Source organism: Gluconobacter japonicus (genome assembly GCF_002723975.1).
GTDB lineage: Bacteria > Pseudomonadota > Alphaproteobacteria > Acetobacterales > Acetobacteraceae > Gluconobacter > Gluconobacter japonicus.
The window spans coordinates 1-24,435 of the sequence record NZ_BEWO01000019.1; the positions used below are offsets into that span (position 1 = coordinate 1).

Sequence of the window (24,435 nt, forward strand, 5' to 3'; positions counted from 1 at the left end):
TTCGAACGGACGGGTCCACCTCTCTTAAAGGCTAACAAATTAACACTAGGTCGCGTTGACAAAAGGTCTATACACTCATCCTGAGATCTGATTCACTGGTTGCTTCAACGCAGACGGTACGGTGGAGCGGGCATGGCACGAGGCGATCTGACGGATCAGGAATGGGCGATGATTGGTCCGCTTCTGCCGCCTGAGCGCGGACGTTGGGCTCGACCAGCTGGAGACAATCGCCTGTTTCTCAATGGTATGCTGCATGTTCTGCGCACAGGCTGTCCGTGGCGGGACATGCATGAGCGCTACGGCAAATGGAACTCGGTCTATGTCCGGTTCCGGCGTTGGGCTGAGCAGGGGGTGTGGGATGCTCTGCTGCAAACCCTGATAGACCTCGGCCTGACCGATAACTGGCAGCATATGGTCGACAGTACCGTAGTCCGTGCCCATTCACAGGCTACGGGCGCAAAAGGGGGGCTCATTCGGAGGCTTTTGGTCGATCACGCGGCGGCTTTACGAGCAAGATCCATGCCCGATGTGACAATCAGGGGTGCCCTCTTGGCTTTGTCCTTACCGGAGGCCAGGTCTCGGACTACAAAGCCACAGACGCCCTGATGAAGCTGTCTGTCCCGCCCCCCAAAGCCATGCTGGCTGATCGGGGCTATGACAGTGACAGCTTCCGCCAGGATCTGCTGATCCACGGGATCCTGCCGGTTATTCCATCACGCAAAAGCCGCAGTGCTCCACAGAAAACAGACTGGTGGCGTTACAGGGAACGCAACCGCATCGAGCGGATGTTCAACAAACTCAAGCAGATGCGCCGTATCGCGACGCGCTACGACAAGACCGCCTTGTCCTTCATGAGTTTCCTCAATCTCGCCGCCGCAAAGCTCTGGATCAGATTTTTTGTCAACATGACCTAAGAGTCACACGAAATGTCTTGATGGGGTATCCTAGCCAGCTTATAGCAAAGCCAATTAACTGTGGTGCGATATCTTGTCTCGAGCAAACTTTGTACAAGTCGGCGCGATAGAGCCAATTCCACTCTCTAAAGCACCACTACGAAATATATTTTCCAAGGAATAATTCGCGCTGTCTTTCGGTGGAAACTTCAATCCGTTCGAGGTCTTTCGCGATCTCTGGGAACTCTTAAAGGCGCTTTATCGCCTGATGCTTTATCTCTATCATCTTTTGACAGGTTTTCCCCCGCAACATTGAACCGGATGAAACGTTATCGTCGGCCTGCTTATATCCGGCCGGCCTTTAACGGAGAAACATCATGAGGTTCCATCTGCTCTTGGGGCCCGTACTGCTTGCCCTGTCTTTGACAGCCTGCGTCGACCATCACTACCATGATCGGACAGACCGAACGCACTGGCGCCAGGGGGATACACCCGGGCCGTATTCAGGCTATAAGCAGAACCGGTGGACAGCCCCCAATAACTGACATCGGTTTTTCTAATTCTGGCGCCAGGCCAGCCGGACAGGTGCAGCCCTGTAAGACATCAGGTCCCGGCCACGGCCTGCGCCAGACACATTGCTTCCAGAGTTTTCAGGTCGCCTGATGACACGAGGTGGGGGGCCATAAACGACATGAGCCACCTCTCCCCCCTGAATTCTCTGCGGAGCCGGAATTGGACGAGGATATGAATATTGGCTCTGGCTGGGCGAATGCCATGTTGATTCCGGCATAATGACCCTGGGGCCTGCGCCTGTCATGACAACCTGAGGCAGGAAGTCAGGGGGTCGATACGTATCAGATTTTCCATTCCAGACCGCCATCACATGCTGTTCGTATTCAGCACCTAAAGAAGGGGTCAGTGAATGATAGGCCGCAGTTGCAGCAGGCCAAGCGTGAAACTGACTGAAAAGATTTCTTAAAAACAGGGCTCCATAACGAGCATTTTTGAACGGATCGAACGCCTCTTCAAGCGAAGCGAACGCGTCAGCATGGTGATGCAGATTGATCTGCATACACCCTACATCAATCGAAACGATTCCTGCCCGCCGAAACTCTTCTACTGCGGCAACAGCTTCTGCTTTTGAACCGTAAAAATATCCCCGTCCTGCGGCATTGACCGTCCAAGGCCATGCTACGACCTGACCCGACAGCGGATCGCGGCGACCACTTTCCACACGACTGATAGCGTTTAACAATCCAGACGGAATAGCTGTATTTCGCTCGGCATCAGCAACCGCCTCGTGACAAACAGCGCCCGCCACATCCCAGTCATTAGCATGCCCCAATTTCGGCAAGCCCAGAACAATGCAGAAGAGCAGGAGAAGCGTTTTGCCGGTCATAATGCTCTATATGACCGGCAAATATGAAGAAACGCTTACCAGATCAGGCGTTATTTCTCAGCACAGGCGCACAGGCCTGTTCAAGCCAACCCAAAACATCCGCTTCAACATCAGGTCCAACACGCGTCAGAACTTCAGCATGATAGGCGTTCAGCCACGCCAGTTCAGCATCATCCAACAACGTCACATCAATAAGTTCGCGGTCAATCGGCGTATAGCTCAAGAGCTCGAACTCGAGGAAACCACCCTTGGCGCCATGATAAGCTGATGGCTTTACGAGCATCAGGTTTTCAATACGAATGCCATACCTACCCGGCTCGTAATATCCGGGCTCATTGGAAACGATCATACCCGCTTCCAGGGCCGTTGGCCGAGGGGCAGGGGAAATGTTCTGCGGCCCTTCATGAACTGACAGATAACTGCCAATTCCATGACCCGTCCCGTGATCGTAATCCAGCCCGATTTCCCACAGCGCAGCACGCGCCAGAGTGTCCAGACGATGCCCCGTTGTACCGGGTGGGAAGCGCACGCGCGAAAGCGCAATATTGCCCTTCAGAACACGCGTGAAATTCTCTTTAATGCTCTGCGGAGCGGCATCAGGCCCGATCCATAGCGTGCGGGTAATATCCGTCGTCCCGAACGGATACTGACCACCGCTATCAATCAGATACACACTGTTTTGCGCCAGAACCCGGTCTTTGCCGACTTCCGCACGATAATGTGGGTACGCGCCATTCGGTCCCGCCGCAGAAATCGCGTCAAAGCTCTGCTCCCGATAATCAGAAGACTGGGCACGAAAGCCGTTCAGACGGTCGACCAGATCCGTCTCACGTTGACCGGCTGCTGAGCTAGACAGCGAATGCAGGAACCTCGCCATCGCAATCCCGTCCAGCTTATGCGCCCGGCGTGATCCGTCCTGCTCCACACTGTTCTTGACGGCCTTGGGCAAGGTGGACGGATCATTACCATCCACAACCTTGGCGCCAACAGCTTTCAGGGTCGTTTCAAACCACACCGGCGTCGTCACCGGATCAAGCCGAACATCCTTGCCCGCCAGCGTACTCAGACGCTCTTCAAGCAGCTCCGGCGTATAGACTGCAACATCTGCACCTAGAACATCGACCAGACCGCTCTCAAGGCGAGCAGGATCTGCAAACAGTTCTGCCCTGCCATCAGCATGAAGAATACCATAGCCGTGCGCTACAGGGGTGAGGGGCACATCATTCCCACGGATGTTCAGCAACCACGCAATAGAGGTACAATCCGCGAGCACAACGGCATCCTGACCCGAACGCATCAGGAATGCAGCAAGACGCTCCCGTTTGCTCGTACTGCTTTCCCCTGCAAGCGCCAGCGATTGTTCAACAATAGTGCTCGCCGGAGCGGAAGGCTGATCCGTCCAAGCCTGATCAATCGGATTAACCGTCAGTGGAACCAGTTCAACGCCCGGCGCAGCCCATGCGGCCAGCATGGAGCGACTGACCAGCTTCGGATCGTAGCCAACCCGCAAACCGGCTGCCTTCTCTGCCAGCCAATCCGCCGCTGGCTCCAACGTTACGTGTCGCCGCTCCCATAGCTCATGCGGAACCTGCTCTTCCATCTGAACCGTATAACGACCATCGGAAAACACAGCCGCTGCATCCGGCAAAAGAACTGCAAGACCCGCACTTCCCGTAAAGCCTGTAAGCCAAGCAAGACGGTCAGAGCAGGGGGCCACATATTCCCCAAGATATTCATCTCCACGAGGAATAATGAAGCCTGAAACTCCCAGAGCTTCACAAGCCTTGCGAACAAGGGCAGGGCGCTCATTCAGGGGAATGGAAGAAACGGTCATGGAATATCCTTTTCCGGTTCGAATACTGCCTCAAGGCAGAGCGTCATGAAGAGAAGGTCGAGCCAACGTCCACCTTTTCGTCCCACCTGAGGTAAGATACCGCTGTTCTGAAAACCAAACTGGCGATGAAGGGCAACCGAGGCCTCATTACCAGCCGTAATACCGGCCACCATGACGTGAAAACCGGCCTGTCTGGCATGATCGATCAATCGGGCCAACAACATGCGCCCGAGACCTCGCCCCTGATGCTCGACATCCACATACACTGAGTGTTCGATCGTCTTGGCGTAGCCCTCAAAAGCGCGAAAAGCCCCATAGGAAGCATATCCGCAAACGTCTCCGTTTTCGCTCACAGCCACGAACACCGGAAACCCCTGAGCCAGACGATCCGAAACCCATTTCTGACGCTGCTCCAGCGTGAATGGTGTGCTGATCCACAAAGCATCCGTATGGGCAATCGCATGATTTGTGATCCGCAGAACTGCAGGCAGGTCCTCATCCTGAACGTCTCGGATCACGAGCACCATTGTAAGCCTCGCTTACGAAGGATCAACGTCGCCCAGTCGCCTTCACGCAAGAGCCGCTCAAGAACGAGCCCCTGACGGCGATGTGCCGCCAGAACCATATTGGCCTGTGTGTAGAGCAGACCCGCCAGAATAGCGGTACCGTTCGGAGCAAGATTCAGAGCCAGAGACTGTGCCATCCGGCAAAGCGGACGCGCCAGAATATTAGCAAACACCAGATCATACGGCGCCTTGACCCGCACCTGATTGGTATTCCAGCCATTGCCAAAGCGGCAATCCAGCAAATTACCCTGGCCATTCAACCGGGCATTGGTCTTCGCCGTCCGAACAGACCATGGCTCAATATCAACCGCCAGAACGGGACGATGCAGCAGCTTGGCTGCCGCCATGGCCAAAATGCCCGATCCACATCCCATATCCAGAATGTGCCGAGGCTTGCGGTAGGCCACCATTTCCAGAGCGCGCAGACAGCCCCGCGTCGAGCCATGCTCACCCGAACCAAACGCGATACCCGCATCCAGCGTGATGGTCAGGCGGGACTGGTCCGGGGCACCATGCAGATGCGTGCCCCGAATGGCAAAACGCTTGCCAACATTCTGCTGCGGAAAGGACTCATACGTCCGCGCTAGCCAGCCCTCCGCCTCGGTCGCTTCCCGAACAAGTTCAGCGTCACATCCCGTCAGAAGGCGAGCCACAGCCAACGCGCTTTCAAGCTCGTCTTCCTTATAGCCAATGTCCTTGACACCTTCGAGACGCCAGTATTTCTGCTCGTCATCAGCCTCGAAAATACCAACGGTCTCACAGACGCACATCAGAACCTGCTCGAAGAGAGGAACGTATTCCTCCTCCACCGTAATGGACAGGGTTTCAAGCGCACTGGCATGGCGTCGGCCAATGCTGCGGGGTGCCATCACGATCTGATCTCCACGAAATTTGCCATGACGCGCTTAATGCCGCCATTTTCAAAGTTGATTTCAAGTCGGCTGCCATCCACCGCAATCACGGTGCCTTCGCCAAACTTCTGATGAAAAACCGTCGCCCCAACCGGAACATTGGCCTGTGGCTGCATATCCGTGACGCGCGGGCGAGGGGCCTGATGCATCCCAGCAGGACGGGTGCTCGTAAAAGGCCCGGACGCAAACATGGAAGGCGCTGCTGCAGCCTGCCGCCGACTTTCAAGAGACTGGCCACTCGTCTGAACGTATTCGGACGGAATTTCTTCGATGAACCGGCTTGGCATCGAAGCCTGCCAGTTCGCGTAAATCCGCCGGCTGGCCGCGTGAACAACGATGGCCCGAAGCCTCGCCCGCGTCAGCCCAACATAGGCCAGACGCCGTTCTTCTTCGAGCGCCCGGTTCCCGCCTTCATCCAGAGACCGCTGAGACGGGAAAACGCCTTCCTCCCAACCGGGCAGAAACACCGTATCGAACTCCAGCCCCTTGGAACCATGTAACGTCATGAGACTGACCTTATCGTCGGTCGTCTCGCTTTCCGTATCCATGACAAGCGCCACGTGCTCCAGAAAACCTTCAAGCGTCGCAAACTCACCGATCGCACGCAAAAGTTCACGGATATTGTCGAGACGCCCCGGTGCTTCCACAGACCGATCATCACGCCACATCTGAAGATAACCGCTCTCTTCCAGAAGCTGTTCAACCGCGACAACCTGACCTTCCGTCTCCAGCGTCGCTTTCGCACGCTGGAACGCTTCCATCAGACTGGTCAGAGCCTCCTTGGACTTTCCCTTGAGCGCGCCCTGTTCAATCTGCGTCAGAACAGCAGCCGTCAACGGGCCGGGCAGGGTGCGCGCCAGACCATGCAGCTTCTGCACCGCGACAGCACCCACACCACGTTTGGGAACATTGATGATGCGCTCGAACGCAAGATCATCAGAAGGCTGCGACAGAACCCGCATATACGCCAGACAGTCCCGAATTTCCGCACGCTCATAAAACCGCAGACCGCCGACAATCCGATAAGGAACACCGATCGTCATCAGGCGCTCTTCGAAGGGCCGCGTCTGAAAACCGGCCCGCATCAGAATAGCCATTTCGGACAAGAGGTGCCCATCGGCATGGAGACGCTCAATCGCTCCGCCGACAATCCGGGCTTCCTCATCGGAATCCCGAACACCGATGATCTGTACCTTCTCGCCCTGCGCATCCTCGCGCCCGGGACGAAGCGTCTTGCCGAGACGACCCTCATTATGCGCGATCAGTCCCGCAGCAGCAGCCAAGATCTGCGCCGTCGAACGATAGTTCTGTTCCAGCCTTACAACTGCCGCCCCAGGAAAATCCTGCTCGAACCGCAGAATGTTTTCAACCTCAGCCCCACGCCAGGAATAGATCGACTGATCGTCATCGCCCACACAGGCAATGTTGGACGGACCATGCTCCCGCTTTGCCAGCAGACGCAGCCAGAGATACTGGATCGTGTTGGTATCCTGATACTCATCCACCAGAATATAGCGGAAGATGCGGTGGTACTGCGCCAGCACGTTCGGCTGGGACCGCAGGATCTCCACCATGTGCAGCATCAGATCGCCAAAATCGCAGGTATTCAGTTCCCGCAGCCGCACCTGATAGGCCCGATAGATTGCCAGCGCGTGCCCATTGGCAAAATCGGTATCTTCAGCAGACGTCACGCGATCCGGCGTCAGACCACGATCTTTCCAGCGCTGGATAATCCCCATGAGCTGGTTCGGCGGCCAACGCTTCGTATCCAGCCGAAACGGCTCCATGATCTGCTTCAACAAACGAAGCTGATCATCCGTATCCAGAATATTGAACCCACTCGTCAGGCCCACATATTCCGCATGCCGCCGCAACATCCGCGCACAGATGGCATGGAACGTGCCAAGCCATAGCCCCTCGGCCGGCTCGCCAAGGATCGCCCCAACACGCTCGCGCATTTCCCGCGCCGCCTTGTTGGTGAAGGTCACGGCAAGAATCTGGCTCGGATACGCGCGGCCAGTCAAAAGCAGATGGGCAAAACGCGTCGTCAGAACGCGGGTCTTTCCCGTTCCTGCACCGGCAAGGATCAGAAGAGGGCCTTCGGTTGTTTCGATGGCACGTCTCTGTTCCGGGTTCAGACGGGAGAGATACTCGGGTGTGGGGATGAGAGGGTCTTGCGGCACACTCCCGATATAGAGTGTGATGCTCCTATGGCCAACACATCATCTTCCCGGATTGACCTGACACGCGGTACTGGGCCGCAGGGGCATCGCGCCCGGATGCGAACCCGCGTGGAAACCAACGGTGCCGAAACCCTTGCGGATTACGAACTTCTGGAAATGCTGCTGTTTCTGGGTATCCCGCGCAAGGACACGAAACCTCTTGCCAAGGGCCTCATCAGCCACTTCGGAAGCCTCATCAACGTCTTCCGTGCGCCAACGCGCGATCTGCGAAATGCCGGCCTGAACGACGATACCATCCGCGCCCTTCGCCTACCATCAGTCGCCGCAGAACGCCTCGCTTCAGCGGAACACCAGGAACGCCCGGTTCTGGGAAACTGGCCCCAACTGACAGAGTACCTTGAAACAGCATTGAAAAGCGCAGTCGCCGGACAGCTTCGCGTTCTCTATCTGGATAACCGAAACCGGCTCCTCGCGGATGAAGCAGCTCCGCCAGAAGAAGATATCACCTTCCTGAACCGCGCCATCGCCATTCGCGCCCTGGCTCTGCACGCTACAGCCATCATCGGCGTACACGTCCAGCCCGCCCTGAGAGCACCAGCCCTCTCAACAGCCGCACGAACATTGGAAAACGCTCTCAGGCCACTCTCCATTGTTTTGCATGATGTCCTTATCAGCACCCAAACAACAACTCTCAGCAGCCTCAGACAGGAAGGCCTCCTGTAAATTTCATCCCCGCATGTGCGGGGAACACCCCTACGGAGATCAGGCTGGCACGTATCAGAGCGGTTCATCCCCGCGTGTGCGGGGAACACGCCGCATTAGCAACCGCATCCAGATTGGCAATCGGTTCATCCCCGCGTGTGCGGGGAACACATCTTGGGGCTGGAACCCAACAGATAACAACTCGGTTCATCCCCGCGTGTGCGGGGAACACCCGGTTGTAACCGAGGGGATAAAATGGCCGGACGGTTCATCCCCGCGTGTGCGGGGAACACTGGACTTTTGCCGCTCTGAGTAACGGCGGATACGGTTCATCCCCGCGTGTGCGGGGAACACTCTTCCTGTTAGATAGCTGTTTTCCAAAGGAAAAACAGCCCTCGAAAAATCTACCGATTTTTTAAGCTTTTTTGAGTGCCGATGCTACCTTGATCTTCTTCGCCTTACAGTGCCAGAAAAACAAATGACTAATGCTCCGGCCTCTGATGATGGGTTTGCTGAATACTCAGGAAAAATCCTTTTCCAAACCGTACCATTTTCCATCAACCCACAGCCGACAAACAACGAGCATATTCCGCCCCCTGTTGCCCTTCTGAGCGGACGGGGACGGCGCCTGGACGATGACACTCTGTTACGCCTGATCGTTCAGATTTTTACGGGCCGTAAAGAAAAAGTGGACACCCTCGTTCCAGCACTTCTGGAACGCTTTGGTTCGGTGGCAGCCCTGCTTTCCGCCAGCAATCGGGAACTTGCAGGCATCAGGGACATGGGTAACCACATGGTTCCCATGATCCGCGTCCTGCAGGAAGCAGCGCTCCGGTATAACCGGGAACGGTTACCAACGGCCGATTTGCTCGATAGTGAGCAGAAGCTGCTCGACTATCTGACAGCCCGGCTTGCCCGTGAGAATATTGAACAATTCCGCATTCTTTTTCTCAACGAGCAGCAAGGCCTCATTGCAGATGAGGCTCAGGCCCGCGGGACCGTCAACCATACCCCCGTTTATCCAAGAGAAGTGGCCAGACGCGCTATAGAGGTAGAAGCAACCTCTCTCGTTCTGGTGCACAACCACCCTAGCGGCGATCCAACGCCCTCACAGGCCGATATCCAGATGACCCAGCAGGTTCAGGCTGCGCTGGAAGTGGTGGGCATTCAACTTACAGACCATCTCATTATCGGAAATGGCCGGCACACCAGCTTTCAGCGTACAGGCCTGCTCTAGAACTGCTTTAGCCTCGTGGAGGCAACAGACCTTCCAGCGCCAGTTCACCCGGCAGGGCGCCACGAGGAAAAATCGTATTAACGTGCCCCATCTTCCGGCCCGGTCGTGCTTCACGTTTTCCGTACAGATGAAGCGATGCGCCATCCGTTGCCAGAATACCCGCCACGCGCGCCATATCTTCCGGACCAACAAGGTTGTGCATGACGGCATCTGAATGACGCCGTGCAGGCGGTAGAGGTAACCCGGTCACAGCGCGGATGTGCATCTCAAACTGGTCGATCAAACACGCATCCATCGTCCAGTGCCCTGAATTATGCGGGCGAGGGGCAATTTCATTCACCAGAAGCTGACCATCGGCTCCATGGAACAACTCCACCCCCATGATGCCGACAAGATCCAGTTCCATCGCAATTTTCATCGCGATCGCCTGAGCTTCCTCAGCCACATCAGGCATAATCCGGGCTGGTGCGAGAGTGACGTCCAGAATACCGTCCCGATGACGGTTTTCGACCGTATCAAAACACCGCACGGTCCCGTCAATACCACGCACAACCATGACGCTCAGCTCACGCTGGAAATCAATCATCTTCTCGGCAACGAGAGGGTAGGGAAGATCTGTCAGTGCAGAAAGCGCTTCCGCACTCTCAACGCGGAACTGCCCCTTGCCATCATACCCAAAACGCGTGGTCTTCAGAATGAGAGGGAAACCGAGTTCTTCCAGAGATTTCAGGTCCTGCGGGCCAGACACTGCCTTCCAGGGAGCAAGTGCAATCCCTGCTTCGGCCAGACACGTCTTTTCCAGAATACGATCCTGACTCACACGGAGGATTTCGCCTGCAGGGCGAACAGGCCGATGCTTCGCCAGAAGCGATAATCCTGCGGCGCTAATATTCTCGAATTCAAATGTGATGACATCACAACGGGATGCAAACTCTTCGAGAGCCGCTGGATCATCATACGAGCCAGCAGTCGCAGAAGCCGAAACCTCGATTGCAGGACTCGTCGGAGCAGGGTTCAGAATATGAACGCGATAACCCAGCTTGGCCGCAGCCATGGCTGACATGCGGCCGAGTTGCCCTCCGCCAATAATCCCGACCGTGCTCCCCGGCTCAAATACAGCATTCGTCTGCATTGTCATTCGACTGGTACGTCCGCGACAGCAGCCGTCTGCGTACCGCGCCATGCGTCAAGCCGCGCCGCAAGTTCAGGATCAGAGAGAGACAGAATGGAGGCGGCCAGAAGGCCAGCATTTTTCGCGCCTGCCTTGCCAATCGCCAGCGTTCCCACAGGCACACCACCCGGCATCTGAACGATGGACAGAAGACTGTCCTGTCCCTTCAGGGCGTGGCTTTCAACAGGAACTCCCAGAACAGGCAAAGACGTCCACGCCGCGCACATACCCGGCAAATGGGCCGCGCCGCCAGCGCCCGCAATCACCACATGCAACCCACGGCTCCGGGCCGTCCGGGCATAGTCGGCAAGGCGGTCAGGGGTACGGTGCGCGGAGACAATCCGACGTTCATGGGCGATACCGAGTTCATCCAGGATATCGCAGGCATGCCTCATGGTTTCCCAGTCAGACTGGCTTCCCATGATGACGCCAACGCGCACGGCGCTCTCGGCTTGAAGGGTCTCGCTGGAAGAAAGGATCTGGCTCATCAGGCAATGTTATCCGGAATCAGACGGGTCTCGATCCAGGAAATCTCGTCTTTAAGCTGCAACTTGCGTTTTTTAAGGCGCTGAAGCTGGAGCTGGTTGAGGGGATGGTCCACCAGACGCTCAATGACTGTATCAAGATCGCGATGCTCGCTCCGCAGTTCGTGGAGGCGTCTGAGCATGGCATTATTGTCAGTCATCATCGCTGTCAGTCCCGGAACTCTGTCTGGGCATGATGGAGAACTGAAGTCGTTCCGTCCACCATCATGTCTCCATATCACAGGCAAAAAGGCAGAGGTTGTTTCCAGCCCATGCCAATAAAAAAGGATGCAGCCCCATCCGGCACTGCATCCCCATCGTCTGACTTAGAGAGCTTCGTCTTCGTGGGCGTCAAACGCGCTGACAACTGGCAGGGTATGTCCCTCACGCGCAAGACGGTCATTAGCCGCTGACACAGCAGCATTGAGATCCATCTGCGTGCACAGCCCAAGAATAACCGGATCGCGGGGCTTGATGTTGGCACTATTCCAATGCTGGCGATCACGCACCTTGATGATGGTATCCTTCGTCGTGCCAAGCAGCTTGACGATCTGGGCTTCCGTGAGTTGCGGGAATTGACGAAGGATAAACGCAATCGCATCCGGCCGATCGTTACGTCTCGCAACCGGCGTATAGCGGGCCCCCTTGGCACGGCGCTTGACCGGGCTTCCGGAAGACAGAATCTTGAGCTTGGCGTCAGGGTTGGCTTCACAGCGCTTGATTTCAGCTTCGGAAAGCTGGTGATTCTTGACTGGATCGTAGCCATTGATGCCGGCAGCAACTTCGCCATCAGCAATCGCCTGCACTTCAAGCGGATGCATGCCGCAGAACTCAGCAATCTGTGTGAATGTCAGGCCGGTTTTTTCGATCAGCCAGACGGCCGTGGCCTTGGGCATCAAAGGCAGAGTCATGTCAGTGCGTTCCTTGTGGGGCGCTTCAGGGGCCCGCGAAAGCGCAGGCACCGATTGGCGTACCCGGAGAGGAGAACTGAAAGCCCGCTCGGGATATAATCGCGGCACCTGCTGGATGCGCGGCGATAATGGAAACGATATGGGGCACCATCCGGCCTCCGGTCAAGGTCGAAAAGGCAGAGCTTAACAAAAAGCAGCCCTGCCTTCCGTCATCATGCCGCCTGATGTGATTCAATATGGCAATGCTGAGCTTCACGCGAGACCGTCTGAGACGATGCCGCAGTAACAATGGGGATACGACGTGGCCTTGCAGTTTCCGGCACAACCTGCCGAACAACAATCGTCAGTAATCCGTTCCGCAGTTCAGCCTCATCAATCTCAGTATGATCCGCCAACACAAACCGGCGCTCGAACGCACGCGTCGCAATTCCGCGATGCAGCCACTCCCGCTCCCGATTACTTTCAGGCACCCTCCCACGAATGACAAGCGTGTTGTCTTCCTGAAGCACCTCAACATCTTCCGGACCGAACCCGGCAAGCGCCATGGTCAACGCGTAATCCGTCTCTGCCGTTTTTTCGATGTTGTAAGGGGGGTAGCTCGGCATAGCCTGAGCATTGGCAGCATTTCCGGCCATGCGGGCCAGACGATCAAAGCCGATTGCGCTGCGAAACAACGGCGTAAAGTCATAAGACATGGAAACCTCCTTAAGGCAGGGTTCATCTGGTGCAGTTCCCAAAGAGGCGAACCGCGATTGGTCTATCGGTCACGACCCGAAAGGCGTCATGACCGATATTCCAGATGGTACCTGTCCTGCGACGCTTCAAGAGGCGCGCATGGAGGCAGACAAGCTTACTTGCGGGTACCGATACCAGCGAAGCGCTTGTTGAACTTGGCAACCTGGCCTCCGGTATCGAGCATACGCTGCACACCCGTCCATGCCGGATGGGACTTCGGGTCAACGTCCAGACGCAGGGTGGCACCCGGCTCGCCGTAGCAGGAGCGGGTCTTGTATTCGGTGCCATCGGTCATGATGACGGTGATTTCGTGGTAGTCGGGATGGATGCCGGATTTCATGAATTCTCTACTCCAGAAAGAAAGCTCCGATACCGACCGGAGCGAATCATGAGGCGCGTATAACGGAAAGTCCTACAGGATGAAAGCAGACTTTACGGGATCGCCTGAGTCCGTTTATTTCTGGGTTGATGCAGGCATAACTTTTCAGGCCTGCAACCGCGTCTCTGCGGCTCCCCCAAGAAAGGTTTTTTATGAGCGAAACGAAACACGCCCTGCACACTCCGGGCTGGGTCAGCGATTTCCAGAAATTCATCATGCGCGGCAATGTTCTGGATCTCGCCGTCGGCGTGATCATCGGTGCAGCGTTCACAACCATTGTGAACAGCGCCGTCAAGGACGTCCTGACGCCATTCATCGGCCTTCTGACCGGCGGTGTTGACTTTTCCAACCTGTTCATCACCCTCAAAGGACCGGTTAAGGACACCCTTGAAGAAGCCCAGAAAGCTGGTGCTGTCACCGTCAACGTCGGCGTTTTCCTGAATGCCGTTATCCAGTTCCTGATCGTTGCGTTCTTCATCTTCTGGGTCGTGCGCCTCATCGGCAAGCTGCACCGTAAAGAAGAAGCTGCTCCAGCAGCTCCGCCAGCACCCACAAAGGAAGAAGTCCTTCTGACGGAAATCCGCGACATCCTCGCCAGCAAGGCGTCCTGATGTCTCGGCAGGCCTTTCCCGGAACGACCTTCATTCAAAGAATGAGCACTTTTGTTCTGATGACAGGCCTGCTTGCAGGATGCGTGGCACGCCCGATGGAAGGCGTGCCACCATCCCCAAATGCCCGTTTATATGCCTATCTCATGGCTCACGGCATGGCGCGCGGAGCATTGATGGGAGGGCGAATTACCGCCCGGAATGTTCCAAAGCTGATCTCTCTGGATCATGATGCCCAAAAAGCCGTTCTGAATGCGATGCGCTCTCAGACATCTGCGGAAAACCGAAAGGCGGATGCTGCAATTGCAGCACTTCTGAGCAGCTTTTCGAGTTAAACAGCCAGACCTCTGAAACAAAAAAACCGGCCCTTATGGAGCCGGTTTTTTTGTCTCAACATTCTCAAGAAACGCTCATTCCGCTTCGGGAGTGGAGCTCCCCTTACGCAGGCGCTTTTCACCCATCAGCAGCAGGAGTGGCGCTGCGATGAAGATGGAAGAAGACGTCCCGACCACAATACCGAACAGCATGACAGTCGCAAAACCCGTCAGGGTACTTCCGCCAAACAGCGCCAGAGGCAGAGCCGCCAGAAACACCGTCATGGACGTTCCAAGTGTACGATTCAGCGTCTCATTGATGGAAAGATCCAGAAGCTCCCGCAGCGGCATCGTGCGATATTTGCGCAGATTTTCTCGGATCCGGTCATAAACCACCACCTTGTCGTTGGTTGAATACCCCAGGATCGTCAGCAGGGCTGCCACCATCACCAGATCAAATTCGAAACGTGTGATGGCCAGAAAACCAACTGTCTTCGTCAGATCAAGAATGAGCGTAACAACCGCGCTGATGGCGAACTCACGCTCAAAGCGGATCCAGATATAAGCCAGGATCATCGCAAGACTGAAACCGAGCGCCAGCAGACCATCCCGGAACAGTTCGGAAGACACGGAAGCACCAACAGCATCCGCCCGCAAAACCTGCGTTCCAGGCTCAGCAGCGGAGATGGCAGTCTTGACGCCATCTACAAGCTTCTGCGTCTGAGCCTCTCGGTCAGCACCTTCAGGTGCATTAATCGAGATACGCACATCACGCGGAGAACCAAAAGCCTGCACGGCGTCCGGATGGATACCTGCCTTTTCCAGAGCAGAGCGCAGTTTGCCAAAATCAGCCGCACCAGGCGTCTGAGCTTCGACAATGATGCCACCCCGGAAATCCAGACCAAGCTTCAAACCCGGCTGAAAGAACAGAATAACAGACGCAATGGAGAGAACCGCCGAAACGATAAGCCCCATGTGACGGCCGCGCATGAAATTGATGCGCCGATCGTCACGGACAAAACGGAGTAGGGGACGTGACAGCATGACGTTCAGACCGGCAGTTCTTTGGGACGGGCAAGGGCATACCACCGCACGACAAGGAAGCGTGACAGCAGCAGGGTCGTAAAGAGGGTCGTCACGATACCGATCGTGATGGTCAGAGCGAAGTTTCGCACCGGCCCCGTACCGAACACAAACAGCATGACGTGGGCCAGAAACGCCGTGGCGTTACTATCCACGATCGTGCTGGTCGCGCGTTCGAACCCGGCCTGAAGAGCCTGCAACGGCCCACGACCACGCTTCACTTCCTCACGAATACGCTCGTTGATCAGAATATTGGCATCCACCGCCATACCCAGTGTCAGAAGCATACCCGCCATACCCGGCAGCGTCAGCGTTGCCTGGAACAGCGAGAGGATCGCCACCATCAGGATCAGGTTCGCAAACAGGGCGATATCAGCATAGAGACCAAAGCGCCCATAGAAGAGCACCATGAATACAACAACCAGCAGGAAGCCCACACCCAGGCTGATGATACCAGCATGGATAGAGGCTGCACCAAGGCTCGGGCCAATCGTCCGCTGTTCAATAACGGCGAGCGGAGCGGGAAGGGCGCCAGCCCGCAGCAGAAGGGCAAGGTCAGACGCACTATGCGCATCAAATCCACCCGTAATCTGGCCGCTTCCAGCCGTGATCGGGTTGATGATGTTCGGTGCCTCAATAACCTTGTTGTCCAGCACGATCGCAAATCGCTTGCCGACATTCGCGCGGGTCGTGTTCGCAAAAGCCGTCGCGCCAGCACTGTTAAGCTGGAACGTGACAGCCCAACCACCACTCTGCTGATCAATGACAGCACCAGCGTTCGTCAGATCTGTTCCATCAACATCGACATGATCCTGAACAGCAACCTGAGAGTGCGTGCTGATATCCTCAAGCATCGTTGAGCCTGGGCTTGCGACGCTGGGATTGGGCGCTAGCAGACGGAAAGTCAGACGAGCAGTCGTTCCCAGAAGGGTCTTGATCCGCTCCGGATCACTCACGCCCGGCAGTTCCACGACAATCCGGTCATCACCTTCACGGGCAATACTCGGATCAATCGCACCCGTCGCATCAATACGACGACGCACGATCTCAATGGACTGAGCCACAGCATCGCGGGCCCGGGCCAGCATGGCGTCATGCTGAAGCGTCAGGACAATACGACCATTCGCTTCTGTGACATGGAACTCATCCGGCACAACAACCGGAAGATCCTGCATGGTCTTCAATGCTGCAGCACGCTCATCATCTGAACGCGGCGCAAAGCTGAGACTGGCCGTCTGATCGTCCTTCTGAAAATCCCGGTAACCGAGAGATTTATCCAGAAGGGTCTGACGTGCCTGATCCTGCAGGGACTGCAAACGATCATGCTCAAGAGACTTCAGATCAAGCTGAAGAAGCAGGTATGACCCACCTCGAAGATCAAGGCCAAGATGGATCTGCCGCCAGGGCAGGGACGGCGTGGGGGCACGCATGAAATTGGGCAGACACAGCAGGAGGCCGATCAGGCAAACGCCTGCGACACCCAGCAGTCTGAGCCGGCTGTAATACATCATAACGGGTCGAGATGTCCTCGGCGGGTTTGGACGGTTCGAGTTTCTTGCGCGGGACCATGCCGCTTCCGCAATGCCGATGCAACCTTTCACCAACATTGTTCGCCCATTCCGGACCTGACGCCTTTGCGAAGGCGCAGCGGGCTGGTAATCCTGTCACGCATGAACACTCGGCGACAGCTTCGGGTCGGCATCGTCGGTGCCGGTCATTTCGGGCGGTTTCACGCTCTCAAGTCAGCGGCAAATCCGGCTGAACATCTAGTGGCGCTCTTCGACCCTGACCCCGCTAGGGCGGCGTTGGTTGCCCGTGAAGCAAAATGTGCGGTTGCCCCCACTTACGAAGCACTTTTGGCGGATGTCGAAGCCGTCATCATCGCAGCCCCAGCCGAGTATCACTTCAAACTCGCCAGCGAGGCGCTTGAAGCTGATCGTCATGTTCTGGTGGAAAAACCGATCGCAGCAACACTGGATGAAGCATACCAATTGGCAGAAATCGCAGCGAGAACAGGGAAGGTTCTTCAGGTCGGTCACCTGCTTAGGTATTCCGCAGAACACAAAGCCATTACAGAACGGATCACAAAACCCCTCTACATCGAGGCCACCCGCATCGCGCCCTTCAAACCACGCGGCACAGACGTCTCAGTCATTCTAGACCTGATGATCCATGACCTCGATCTCGTTCTGGCGATTGTAGACAGCCCCATCGCCGCCATTGACGCTATCGGTGCAGCGGTTTCGAGCGAGCATGAAGACATTGCGAATGCGCGTGTCCGTTTTGAAAACGGCTGCGTCGCCACGATTACCGCAAGTCGAATTTCCTTGAAAACAGAACGTCGTATGAGACTTTTCTCACAAGATGGATACCTGTCTGCTGACTTCATGGAGCGCAAACTGAGCTTTATCGGGCGGGAACGCGGCCTGCCGCTTCCGGGTACCGGAGGCTTCCGACGAGAAGCCATCAGTTGGAACGATCATGATAATCTGACCGTCGAACATCAGGCTTTTGCATCCTCATGCCTCGAAGGCACTCCGGTGCTCGTAGACGCACAGGCTGGCATCCGGGCACTGGATGCCGCGATCTGCGTCACGAAAAGCATTCATGCTTCCCGCAAAACCATGGAGCTTTCAGGTCTTATCCCTGCGATGGAATAGACCTGAAATTACACTAGCAACTCATTGAGATTGCAACTCTTCTTTCTTGACCTCCAGCTCCAGCCACTGCTCTTCAGCCTCTGTCAGAGCATTTTCTGCGGCCTGAAGAGCATCGCTGATTTTCGCAAATTTGGCAGGGTCGCGCGTGTAGAGAGCAGGATCGGCCAGAGCTTCTCTATACGTAACGATCTCTTTCTCCAGCTTGGCCATTTTTCCGGGAAGAAGGTCAAGTGCACGCTTGTCGTTATAACTGAGCTTTGTCTGCTTCTTTTCTGATTTTACGATATTTTTAGGGTCAGGATTAACGAACGACTTCTCGTCAACACTTCTCTCAGCAGGGGCTTCGCCACGTCGTTGAACCAGCATGTCAGAATATCCACCTGCATACTCAATCCAATGACCATCCCCTTCTGACACCAGAACGGAGCCCGCAACCCGGTCCAGAAAATCACGGTCATGGCTGACGAGCAGAACCGTACCCGCATAATCAGCCAGCATCTCCTGCAGCAGATCAAGCGTTTCCAGATCAAGATCGTTGGTTGGCTCATCCAGCACCATAAGACTGGATGGTTTGGCCAAAGCGCACGCAAGGGCCAGACGGCCACGCTCTCCACCCGACAGCTTGCCAACAGGCGTACGAGCCTGCTCGGGCCGGAACATGAAGTCCTTCATGTACCCAATAACATGCCGCTTTTCAGTCCCGACCTGGACCATATCGCCGCTTCCTCCCGTCAGGGTATCAGAAAGCGTTTTAGTGGGATCAAGACTTTCACGTTGCTGATCCAGCGTCACCATAGCAACAGACGGTCCGATATAGACCGAGCCTTCCTGAGGAGCCATTCGCCCCGTCAGCAGTCGAATAAGTGTCGTTTTGCCAGCACCATTCGCCCCGACCAGCCCAAGTCGGTCCCCACGAAGTATTTTGAGATCAAGGTTGTTGACGATCTGCCGGTCATCATAAGACCACCCTAGATTCTCGGCGCCAATCGTGATTTTTCCGGCTCCGTCGGCCTCAGTAGCAGCCATCCGGAGCGTACCAGTGCCGCGCGAAGCTATTTCCCGACGGTTGTTTCTCAATGTCGCAAGTTCAGCCACGCGGCGCACGTTCCGCTTTCGCCGAGCTGTTACACCATACCGCATCCAGTCTTCTTCACGGGCAATCTGGCGATCCAGCTTGTGAGCATCACGCTCTTCCTGCTCCAGAACCTCGTCGCGCCAGGTTTCATAGCGCGAAAATCCTTGGTCCAGACGGCGCGTCTTACCTTGCTCAAGCCAGACAACACTGCGAGACAGCGTTTCCAGAAGACGACGGTCATGGCTGATGACAATCATGGCACAGCGGGAAGCAGCCAGTTCTTTTTCGAGCCATGTGATTGTTGGCAGATCAAGATGGTTGGTCGGTTCATCCAAAAGCAACAGGTCCGGCTCAGCCGCCAGCGCCCGGGCAAGAGCACAACGACGCACTTCACCGCCTGAAAGCCGCTCACACCCTTCGTCACCTGTCATGCCAAGTTCGGACAACATGGCGCGGGCACGATAATGCTCTGTCTCGTCCAGACCGTCAGCGACATAATGAAATGTAGAAGGATAGGCAGAAAGATCCGGCTCCTGGGCCAGATAATGGACCTTCACTCCTGGCTGAACGAAACGCGTTCCGTCGTCAGCGATGATATCACCCGCCGCTATTTTGAGGAGCGTGGATTTGCCCGAGCCGTTCCGCCCGACAAGGCAAATACGTTCTCCCGGCAGGACGCCAAGCTCCGCTCCATCAAGGAGCGGGCGTCCGCCAAGAGTGTAGGTAATATTCTGGAGAAGGAGGATGGGTGCCGACATGCCTCCTATGTGTCGCAGGAGACGTCAGCCCGCAAGGCTCCCAATTCCTGTTTTCAACTCAAACCGGCTCTACGCCACCTGTTACAGCCTGATACGTCGCAACAGCCAGAGCCAACGGCTCAAACGGCTTCGTAATCACAAAGGAAGGCTCGTGCGCTTCCCCAGTCAAAAGACGCTCGGGATAGGCCGTTACAAAAATAACAGGGGTTTCATGCGTTTTAAGGATACGACCGACAGCATGCATACCGTCTCCACCGCCTCCCAGATTGATATCGGCAAGTATCAGACCTGGTTTTGTCTCGACAGCCAATTTGACAGCATCGGCCTCTGTATGAGCTACGCCGGCAATCTTGTGACCACACCGTTCAACGAGATCCTGAATATCCATCGCAATGATGGGCTCATCCTCAATGATCAGCACTGATGTCTGGGCAATCCCCTGCAAAGCCTGACGGGCAATTCCAAGTTCACTTGCTGCATCTTCTTCAGAAATGGACAATGCGCGCGCAGCGGAAGCCAGTGACTGCTCCTCTAGAGACGTCAGAAGCAACAAGGCTCTCTGGGTTAACGTCATACCGGCCTGCAAGGCAGACTTGTGAGAAAATTCCTGCACAAGCTTGCCATAAAGAGCCAGTCGGGCAGGGAGGTCTGCTTCTCCTTCAGCCAGTAAATCTTTCAGAGCGCTGGCAACCAGACGATCTCCCTGCGCCTGATCCCCGGCCAGCGCACGAGCAAAACGACGGGCATAAGGCAGCGCCGCGATAAGTTCCTGACGTGCCGTGTCAGTCATGGATTCTTGGCCTCTTGCAGAATGGTCGCACGGAAACCTTATGAGGAGCTATCCGTTTGCGGCAATTGATTAATCATGACACGACCAGCATGACGCGCCTAGTGTTCGTTATCCGGTCGCACCTCACATGTTCCTTTGGAAGGACAATCCTCTGACAAACCCTGTTTCCGGCACGCTACCGGCTCCGCAGGAGAAAAGAGGATCTTCCTTCCATCAGGAACTCCTCAAAACACTCCCCGACCTTCGCGGTTTTGCGCGTTTTTTAACCCGTGATGCGACGGCAGCAGATGATCTTGTGCAAGATACGGTCGTGCGGGCTCTCGCAGCCCAAACGCAGTTCGAAACAGGAACCACGCTCAAGGCGTGGCTGTTCACAATTCAGAGAAATGCCTTTTACGAGCAACGCAGGCGTTTTTCCCGCGAACAGGAGATCATGCAAGATTTCGAACTCGATATGCCCGTCTCTTCCGAAGCTCCTTCAATGCAAAGCGCAAGAGATGCCATCACAGATCTCGGGGAAATTCTTTGGAAACTGCCAGACCTTCTGCGGGAAGCCATCATCCTGGTCGGTGCGCAGGAGCTTTCATATGAAGATGCAGCCTGTATTTGCAATGTTCCTGCTGGCACCATGAAAGCAAGGGTGTCTCGCGCCAGAAGCCAGTTAGCGGCTCTAACGGCAACAGACAGTTCATTGGAAAATTAAGATTAACTCATTGTTAAAAAACAATTTCCAAGAAAAATAGAAAAATTTTCCATCTGGATGCAACGATCCTGAAGTTCCGTTCATTGATCCCATGAAACAGGACGAAATCAGGAGTATTTCCCATGACGTTCCATGACCAGGTTATTGCCATTCTTCCGAAGCTTCGCGTTCAGGCCCTTTCCCTGACCCGCAACCGCGCAGCTGCAGAAGATCTGGTTCAGGATGCTGTGTGCAATGCTCTTGCCGCCCAGAACAGCTTTATACCCGGCACCAATTTTTCTGCCTGGATGCATCGTATCCTTCGCAATCGCTTCATCTCCGATCTGCGCAAACGCCGTGAGACGACAGATATCGACGATGTGCCAGCAGCCAATTTTGCAAGCCCGGCCACACATGAAGACAGCCTTGCATTAAAGGACCTCTCTCTCGCTCTGTCGCGCCTTCCGGCTGATCAGAGGGAAGCGCTCGTTATGGTTGTTATTCAGGGCATGAGCTATGAAGCTCTGGCAGAAGCTACGGACTGCGCCGTTGGTACAGCAAAAAGTCGCGTTTTCCGCGCACGTCGTCAGCTTGAAGCATGGATGACGGGAGAAATGCCCAGCAACGACAAGCTCCGGGTCAAGGTAAAAGCGCTGCGTGAAGCGATTGATGCCCGCCATCGCGACGGCAAGTCTGCGGATGATCTGTTTCTTTCCTGAGCGAGTATGAACTTTTAGTCTTGCACGGACGTTAAAAAATCGTCCATTTCGGAATTCAGGCAATTGCGGCAGGTCTGCTGTATTTTGTAAACATTCCGTCGCTGCCTCATTCATCGGCTTCTGATAAGGTCGACCGATGGCAGGCAGCACGCAGGGACAGAAGTGACTGTTCTCCTTTGTCACAGAGAGGCTCAGGACTATAAAATGACCGGAGGAGACAAGTCCCAATCCTCATCCGGAAAACCAAAAGTTGAAGAGAACGATTCTCCTTTTGGTATCTGGCTGAGCCGCGGACTTCATCAGCTCTTTGACGATGTTGCGAACGAACCTATTCCTGACGAGCTCCTCAAGCTTATCGAAGAAGACCGCAACAAGTGAAAAAATCTGCAGCCCGACCTGAGATATCGGGTCGGCGGTCTCAAGGGGCCTGATCATTCCTTACCGCAGAATGATTTTTCGCAGTGTGAGAATGCTAGACACTGTCAGTGCCCGTGTCATGGCGCTCATTGTCGCAACGACTCTGCCACTGGCCACCATTGCGGGACTGCTTGCCTGGCATAATTATCAGGAAAATGTAGGGAATGCGCTTTCTCGTACCGAGAAAGACGCCCAAACCGCCCTCTCTGAACTATCCAGTGATATGGACCAGACCCATACCGCTCTGGATATGCTCGCAGAGGGAAACATCTCCCCTGACAATGCTCTCAGGGAATTTGCTCTCGTTCAAACCATCTCCCAGCATCACTATTGTTCACTGGTTCTTACGGATGCAGACGGTCGCCCGGTCGTGGTTCTGCCACCACCGTCATCTCAAGACCCGGCAATCTGCACTTCGAGCGAACTGCTTCCTATTCTTTAAGACGGCGCTCATCGTCCCAATATTGGCGTAGACGTTCTGAAGGGTAAACGCGGTCCACTCATCCGCTTCGTTGTCCCACTGATGAATCAGGGCGCCATTACCGGTTATATAGTAGCGGTACGAACGCTTGGATGGCAAAGAAGCCACCTGCCAATGGGAGATGGCCGACTTCTTCTGGGCGTCAATGACAATGCCCGTCATCTTCTATTGATGGGGGATCAAGCGATCTTTTCGCTTTTCCCTGATCATCCCGACATCCCTGAACTTCCCGCAGCAGTTCACGAGCGTCTTAAAACAGACTTTACAAGACATGCCTTGCACGATGCCTTCACGATTAAAGGCACGACTTATGTTCTTCAGAATGCCTATGGCCCGGTCAGCCTCCTTGTCGCCACCGAGCGCACACATGAAGAAAGCAGAGCTCTTAATATTTTCCTTATTCGGGTGGGGTTAATTGCAGGACTGCTGGCACTGGAATTGATCGCCGTTGCCCTTGCCGCCAGAACCTTTCTTGTAGAGCCACTGGAACGACTTGCTCTTGCCGTCGCAGAATGGAGGAGGGGCGCCCCGTTTGATCCCCGTATCAACCGCTCGATCCCGCTGGAAATCCGCCATCTTGAACGGGCGTTTCTCCGTGCAACACGTCGTCTGACACGCCATGAGCAGGAACTCGAAAAATCTGCCCATCATCAGGATATGCTGATTCGGGAAATCCACCATCGCGTTAAAAACAATCTTCAGGTCATTGCATCCCTGCTGAATCTACAGGCAAGTCGTATCCGTTCCCATGAAGCCCGCGAGGAATTTAGACTTGTGCGGGACAGGGTCAGAGCGCTCGCCACCCTTCATCGCTATCTTTATTCAGAGAACGGCTTATCGGCGCTCGACGTTCAGAGCTTCCTCGAAGAATTATGTTCCATCCTGTTCTCTGCTCACAACATGAATACGCAGACTCGTATTCGGCTGAAGCTGGACATTGAGCATGTTCTGATCTCACCGGATCAGGCGGTTCCGGTGGCACTGATTGTCACAGAAGTCGTTAGCAATGCTCTTCGGTATGCATTCCCTGAAAACCGATCAGGCGCTATCAGTATTTCGCTTCGTCGCGTCCCCAATCCCCCTCCGGAAAAAGAGGGTCTCGTTGAACTTGAACTTGGAGATAACGGGATTGGCTTGGACGCCGCCCGCGCCTCCGAGTCCCGCACGCGACGTGAAGGCATAGGCATTCAGTTAATCCGAGGTTTTGCGCGACAAATCAACGCGGACCTGTTGATCAACAATGATGGTGGCACCTGGTATAATCTAAAGTTTGTTCCCGCTGATCCCGTTCCGACCGCGGTCGCCATCGCGCAGCAGGCAATCAACAGAGACGATTCGCCCATCTCGTAAGGCGTACTGGAGTTCCGACTCCTGAAAATGGGCATAAAAATCTAAATAAGCTG

General features: G+C 55.3%; 26 protein-coding genes, 2 pseudogenes and 1 CRISPR repeat array. Of the genes and pseudogenes, 12 read left to right on the top strand and 16 right to left on the bottom strand.

Features of this window, described 5'->3' with window-relative positions; translation table 11 throughout:
- Positions 1-132: 132 nt before the first annotated feature.
- A pseudogene (locus tag GJA01_RS15600) lies at positions 133-830 on the top strand (IS5 family transposase); the annotation flags it as partial.
- A 440-nt stretch (positions 831-1,270) separates the two neighbouring features.
- Complete coding sequence (locus tag GJA01_RS15300; protein WP_169925641.1) at positions 1,271-1,438, top strand: hypothetical protein; 168 nt, start codon at positions 1,271-1,273, stop codon at positions 1,436-1,438.
- A gap of 11 nt (positions 1,439-1,449) precedes the next feature.
- Here the strand turns inward: GJA01_RS15300 and GJA01_RS11675 are convergent, their stop codons facing one another.
- From GJA01_RS11675 to GJA01_RS15780, 6 genes are read right to left on the bottom strand one after another with little or no spacing between them, the layout of a single operon-like run.
- The gene (locus GJA01_RS11675; protein ID WP_062503126.1) at positions 1,450-2,292 is read right to left on the bottom strand and encodes a transglycosylase SLT domain-containing protein; all 843 of its coding nucleotides are present in this window, start codon (positions 2,290-2,292) and stop codon (positions 1,450-1,452) included.
- 43 nt (positions 2,293-2,335) lie between these two features.
- Positions 2,336-4,126, bottom strand: coding sequence for an aminopeptidase P family protein (locus tag GJA01_RS11680; RefSeq protein ID WP_062503124.1), 1,791 nt, complete (start codon positions 4,124-4,126; stop codon positions 2,336-2,338).
- The gene (locus GJA01_RS11685) at positions 4,123-4,653 is read right to left on the bottom strand and encodes a GNAT family N-acetyltransferase (RefSeq protein WP_062503122.1); all 531 of its coding nucleotides are present in this window, start codon (positions 4,651-4,653) and stop codon (positions 4,123-4,125) included. The genes GJA01_RS11680 and GJA01_RS11685 overlap by 4 nt, the downstream gene beginning before the upstream one ends.
- On the bottom strand, positions 4,641-5,561 hold the full coding sequence (locus tag GJA01_RS11690; protein WP_062503120.1) for a 50S ribosomal protein L11 methyltransferase: 921 nt from the start codon (positions 5,559-5,561) through the stop codon (positions 4,641-4,643). Before GJA01_RS11690 ends, GJA01_RS11685 begins: the two co-directional genes overlap by 13 nt.
- Positions 5,561-7,786 carry an ATP-dependent helicase gene (locus GJA01_RS11695; RefSeq protein WP_062503118.1) on the bottom strand — a complete coding sequence of 742 codons (2,226 nt, stop codon included), beginning with the start codon at positions 7,784-7,786 and terminating at the stop codon, positions 5,561-5,563. Before GJA01_RS11695 ends, GJA01_RS11690 begins: the two co-directional genes overlap by 1 nt.
- 39 nt (positions 7,787-7,825) lie before the next feature.
- On the bottom strand, positions 7,826-8,008 hold the full coding sequence (locus tag GJA01_RS15780) for a hypothetical protein (RefSeq protein WP_253783194.1): 183 nt from the start codon (positions 8,006-8,008) through the stop codon (positions 7,826-7,828).
- Between GJA01_RS15780 and GJA01_RS11700 the strand changes: the two are divergent.
- Positions 7,943-8,443 (top strand): annotated as a pseudogene (locus GJA01_RS11700) (JAB domain-containing protein); the annotation flags it as partial. The gene GJA01_RS15780 and the pseudogene GJA01_RS11700 sit on opposite strands and share 66 nt — an antisense overlap.
- 65 nt (positions 8,444-8,508) lie before the next feature.
- A CRISPR array of direct repeats spans positions 8,509-8,842; the repeat unit is 29 nt; unit sequence CGGTTCATCCCCGCGTGTGCGGGGAACAC.
- Positions 8,843-8,966: 124 nt separating this feature from the next.
- Positions 8,967-9,725 carry a RadC family protein gene (gene radC / locus GJA01_RS11705; RefSeq protein ID WP_062503114.1) on the top strand — a complete coding sequence of 253 codons (759 nt, stop codon included), beginning with the start codon at positions 8,967-8,969 and terminating at the stop codon, positions 9,723-9,725.
- Positions 9,726-9,732: 7 nt separating this feature from the next.
- Here the strand turns inward: radC and GJA01_RS11710 are convergent, their stop codons facing one another.
- The 6 genes from GJA01_RS11710 to rpmE all read right to left on the bottom strand — a co-directional run bounded on the left by GJA01_RS11710 (position 9,733) and on the right by rpmE (position 13,406).
- A complete protein-coding gene (locus tag GJA01_RS11710; protein ID WP_062503112.1) occupies positions 9,733-10,863 on the bottom strand; it encodes a 5-(carboxyamino)imidazole ribonucleotide synthase in 1,131 nt (376 codons plus the stop codon).
- Complete coding sequence (gene purE, locus GJA01_RS11715) at positions 10,860-11,384, bottom strand: 5-(carboxyamino)imidazole ribonucleotide mutase (protein WP_010501649.1); 525 nt, start codon at positions 11,382-11,384, stop codon at positions 10,860-10,862. Before purE ends, GJA01_RS11710 begins: the two co-directional genes overlap by 4 nt.
- Complete coding sequence (locus GJA01_RS11720) at positions 11,384-11,584, bottom strand: YdcH family protein (protein ID WP_007281975.1); 201 nt, start codon at positions 11,582-11,584, stop codon at positions 11,384-11,386. The genes purE and GJA01_RS11720 overlap by 1 nt, the downstream gene beginning before the upstream one ends.
- Before the next feature lie 162 nt (positions 11,585-11,746).
- Positions 11,747-12,331, bottom strand: a complete 585-nt coding sequence (locus GJA01_RS11725; protein ID WP_010501648.1) for a DUF1013 domain-containing protein — start codon at positions 12,329-12,331, stop codon at positions 11,747-11,749.
- A gap of 212 nt (positions 12,332-12,543) precedes the next feature.
- Positions 12,544-13,026, bottom strand: coding sequence for an Hsp20 family protein (locus tag GJA01_RS11730; protein WP_099282378.1), 483 nt, complete (start codon positions 13,024-13,026; stop codon positions 12,544-12,546).
- Between the two features lie 155 nt (positions 13,027-13,181).
- Complete coding sequence (gene rpmE / locus GJA01_RS11735; protein ID WP_007281980.1) at positions 13,182-13,406, bottom strand: 50S ribosomal protein L31; 225 nt, start codon at positions 13,404-13,406, stop codon at positions 13,182-13,184.
- A gap of 191 nt (positions 13,407-13,597) precedes the next feature.
- Here rpmE and mscL point away from each other — a divergent pair, with 191 nt between their 5' ends.
- Entirely contained in the window at positions 13,598-14,056 is a 459-nt protein-coding gene (mscL, locus tag GJA01_RS11740; RefSeq protein ID WP_062503110.1) for a large-conductance mechanosensitive channel protein MscL, read from the top strand.
- The gene (locus tag GJA01_RS11745; RefSeq protein WP_062503108.1) at positions 14,056-14,388 is read left to right on the top strand and encodes a hypothetical protein; all 333 of its coding nucleotides are present in this window, start codon (positions 14,056-14,058) and stop codon (positions 14,386-14,388) included. The genes mscL and GJA01_RS11745 overlap by 1 nt, the downstream gene beginning before the upstream one ends.
- Positions 14,389-14,463: 75 nt before the next feature.
- Here the strand turns inward: GJA01_RS11745 and secF are convergent, their stop codons facing one another.
- Positions 14,464-15,411 carry a protein translocase subunit SecF gene (secF, locus tag GJA01_RS11750; protein ID WP_062503106.1) on the bottom strand — a complete coding sequence of 316 codons (948 nt, stop codon included), beginning with the start codon at positions 15,409-15,411 and terminating at the stop codon, positions 14,464-14,466.
- A 5-nt stretch (positions 15,412-15,416) separates the two neighbouring features.
- The gene (gene secD / locus GJA01_RS11755) at positions 15,417-16,958 is read right to left on the bottom strand and encodes a protein translocase subunit SecD (RefSeq protein WP_026017428.1); all 1,542 of its coding nucleotides are present in this window, start codon (positions 16,956-16,958) and stop codon (positions 15,417-15,419) included.
- Positions 16,959-17,120: 162 nt separating this feature from the next.
- Between secD and GJA01_RS11760 the strand changes: the two genes are divergently transcribed.
- Positions 17,121-18,110, top strand: coding sequence for a Gfo/Idh/MocA family protein (locus tag GJA01_RS11760; RefSeq protein WP_062503104.1), 990 nt, complete (start codon positions 17,121-17,123; stop codon positions 18,108-18,110).
- A 21-nt stretch (positions 18,111-18,131) separates the two neighbouring features.
- Here GJA01_RS11760 and GJA01_RS11765 read toward each other — a convergent pair whose 3' ends face one another.
- Together GJA01_RS11765 and GJA01_RS11770 are read right to left on the bottom strand one after the other, a co-directional pair.
- Positions 18,132-19,943, bottom strand: a complete 1,812-nt coding sequence (locus GJA01_RS11765; RefSeq protein ID WP_062503102.1) for an ABC-F family ATP-binding cassette domain-containing protein — start codon at positions 19,941-19,943, stop codon at positions 18,132-18,134.
- Between the two features lie 58 nt (positions 19,944-20,001).
- Entirely contained in the window at positions 20,002-20,733 is a 732-nt protein-coding gene (locus tag GJA01_RS11770; protein WP_062503100.1) for a response regulator, read from the bottom strand.
- Positions 20,734-20,860: 127 nt separating this feature from the next.
- Between GJA01_RS11770 and GJA01_RS11775 the strand changes: the two genes are divergently transcribed.
- The 5 genes from GJA01_RS11775 (at position 20,861) to GJA01_RS11785 (ending at position 24,382) form a co-directional block, all read left to right on the top strand.
- Positions 20,861-21,436, top strand: a complete 576-nt coding sequence (locus GJA01_RS11775; protein WP_082785239.1) for a sigma-70 family RNA polymerase sigma factor — start codon at positions 20,861-20,863, stop codon at positions 21,434-21,436.
- Positions 21,437-21,558: 122 nt separating this feature from the next.
- Complete coding sequence (locus GJA01_RS11780; protein ID WP_010501628.1) at positions 21,559-22,134, top strand: sigma-70 family RNA polymerase sigma factor; 576 nt, start codon at positions 21,559-21,561, stop codon at positions 22,132-22,134.
- A 204-nt stretch (positions 22,135-22,338) separates the two neighbouring features.
- Complete coding sequence (locus GJA01_RS15305; RefSeq protein WP_023942497.1) at positions 22,339-22,512, top strand: NepR family anti-sigma factor; 174 nt, start codon at positions 22,339-22,341, stop codon at positions 22,510-22,512.
- A 91-nt stretch (positions 22,513-22,603) separates the two neighbouring features.
- Positions 22,604-22,993 carry a hypothetical protein gene (locus GJA01_RS15610; RefSeq protein ID WP_253783192.1) on the top strand — a complete coding sequence of 130 codons (390 nt, stop codon included), beginning with the start codon at positions 22,604-22,606 and terminating at the stop codon, positions 22,991-22,993.
- A 153-nt stretch (positions 22,994-23,146) separates the two neighbouring features.
- Positions 23,147-24,382, top strand: a complete 1,236-nt coding sequence (locus GJA01_RS11785) for a sensor histidine kinase (protein WP_253783190.1) — start codon at positions 23,147-23,149, stop codon at positions 24,380-24,382.
- Positions 24,383-24,435 lie beyond the last annotated feature (53 nt).

Excerpts from the sequence above, each read along its gene's own strand:
- GJA01_RS15300 (WP_169925641.1), top strand. The coding sequence starts at position 1,271 with ATGAGGTTCCATCTGCTCTTGGGGCCCGTACTGCTTGCCCTGTCTTTG.
- GJA01_RS11675 (WP_062503126.1), bottom strand. The coding sequence starts at position 2,292 with ATGACCGGCAAAACGCTTCTCCTGCTCTTCTGCATTGTTCTGGGCTTG.
- GJA01_RS11680 (WP_062503124.1), bottom strand. The coding sequence starts at position 4,126 with ATGACCGTTTCTTCCATTCCCCTGAATGAGCGCCCTGCCCTTGTTCGC.
- GJA01_RS11685 (WP_062503122.1), bottom strand. The coding sequence starts at position 4,653 with ATGGTGCTCGTGATCCGAGACGTTCAGGATGAGGACCTGCCTGCAGTT.
- GJA01_RS11690 (WP_062503120.1), bottom strand. The coding sequence starts at position 5,561 with ATGGCACCCCGCAGCATTGGCCGACGCCATGCCAGTGCGCTTGAAACC.
- radC (WP_062503114.1), top strand. The coding sequence starts at position 8,967 with ATGACTAATGCTCCGGCCTCTGATGATGGGTTTGCTGAATACTCAGGA.
- GJA01_RS11710 (WP_062503112.1), bottom strand. The coding sequence starts at position 10,863 with ATGACAATGCAGACGAATGCTGTATTTGAGCCGGGGAGCACGGTCGGG.
- purE (WP_010501649.1), bottom strand. The coding sequence starts at position 11,384 with ATGAGCCAGATCCTTTCTTCCAGCGAGACCCTTCAAGCCGAGAGCGCC.
- GJA01_RS11720 (WP_007281975.1), bottom strand. The coding sequence starts at position 11,584 with ATGATGACTGACAATAATGCCATGCTCAGACGCCTCCACGAACTGCGG.
- GJA01_RS11725 (WP_010501648.1), bottom strand. The coding sequence starts at position 12,331 with ATGACTCTGCCTTTGATGCCCAAGGCCACGGCCGTCTGGCTGATCGAA.
- GJA01_RS11730 (WP_099282378.1), bottom strand. The coding sequence starts at position 13,026 with ATGTCTTATGACTTTACGCCGTTGTTTCGCAGCGCAATCGGCTTTGAT.
- rpmE (WP_007281980.1), bottom strand. The coding sequence starts at position 13,406 with ATGAAATCCGGCATCCATCCCGACTACCACGAAATCACCGTCATCATG.
- mscL (WP_062503110.1), top strand. The coding sequence starts at position 13,598 with ATGAGCGAAACGAAACACGCCCTGCACACTCCGGGCTGGGTCAGCGAT.
- GJA01_RS11745 (WP_062503108.1), top strand. The coding sequence starts at position 14,056 with ATGTCTCGGCAGGCCTTTCCCGGAACGACCTTCATTCAAAGAATGAGC.
- secF (WP_062503106.1), bottom strand. The coding sequence starts at position 15,411 with ATGCTGTCACGTCCCCTACTCCGTTTTGTCCGTGACGATCGGCGCATC.
- secD (WP_026017428.1), bottom strand. The coding sequence starts at position 16,958 with ATGTATTACAGCCGGCTCAGACTGCTGGGTGTCGCAGGCGTTTGCCTG.
- GJA01_RS11760 (WP_062503104.1), top strand. The coding sequence starts at position 17,121 with ATGAACACTCGGCGACAGCTTCGGGTCGGCATCGTCGGTGCCGGTCAT.
- GJA01_RS11765 (WP_062503102.1), bottom strand. The coding sequence starts at position 19,943 with ATGTCGGCACCCATCCTCCTTCTCCAGAATATTACCTACACTCTTGGC.
- GJA01_RS11770 (WP_062503100.1), bottom strand. The coding sequence starts at position 20,733 with ATGACTGACACGGCACGTCAGGAACTTATCGCGGCGCTGCCTTATGCC.
- GJA01_RS11775 (WP_082785239.1), top strand. The coding sequence starts at position 20,861 with ATGTTCCTTTGGAAGGACAATCCTCTGACAAACCCTGTTTCCGGCACG.
- GJA01_RS11780 (WP_010501628.1), top strand. The coding sequence starts at position 21,559 with ATGACGTTCCATGACCAGGTTATTGCCATTCTTCCGAAGCTTCGCGTT.
- GJA01_RS15305 (WP_023942497.1), top strand. The coding sequence starts at position 22,339 with ATGACCGGAGGAGACAAGTCCCAATCCTCATCCGGAAAACCAAAAGTT.
- GJA01_RS15610 (WP_253783192.1), top strand. The coding sequence starts at position 22,604 with ATGCTAGACACTGTCAGTGCCCGTGTCATGGCGCTCATTGTCGCAACG.
- GJA01_RS11785 (WP_253783190.1), top strand. The coding sequence starts at position 23,147 with ATGGGAGATGGCCGACTTCTTCTGGGCGTCAATGACAATGCCCGTCAT.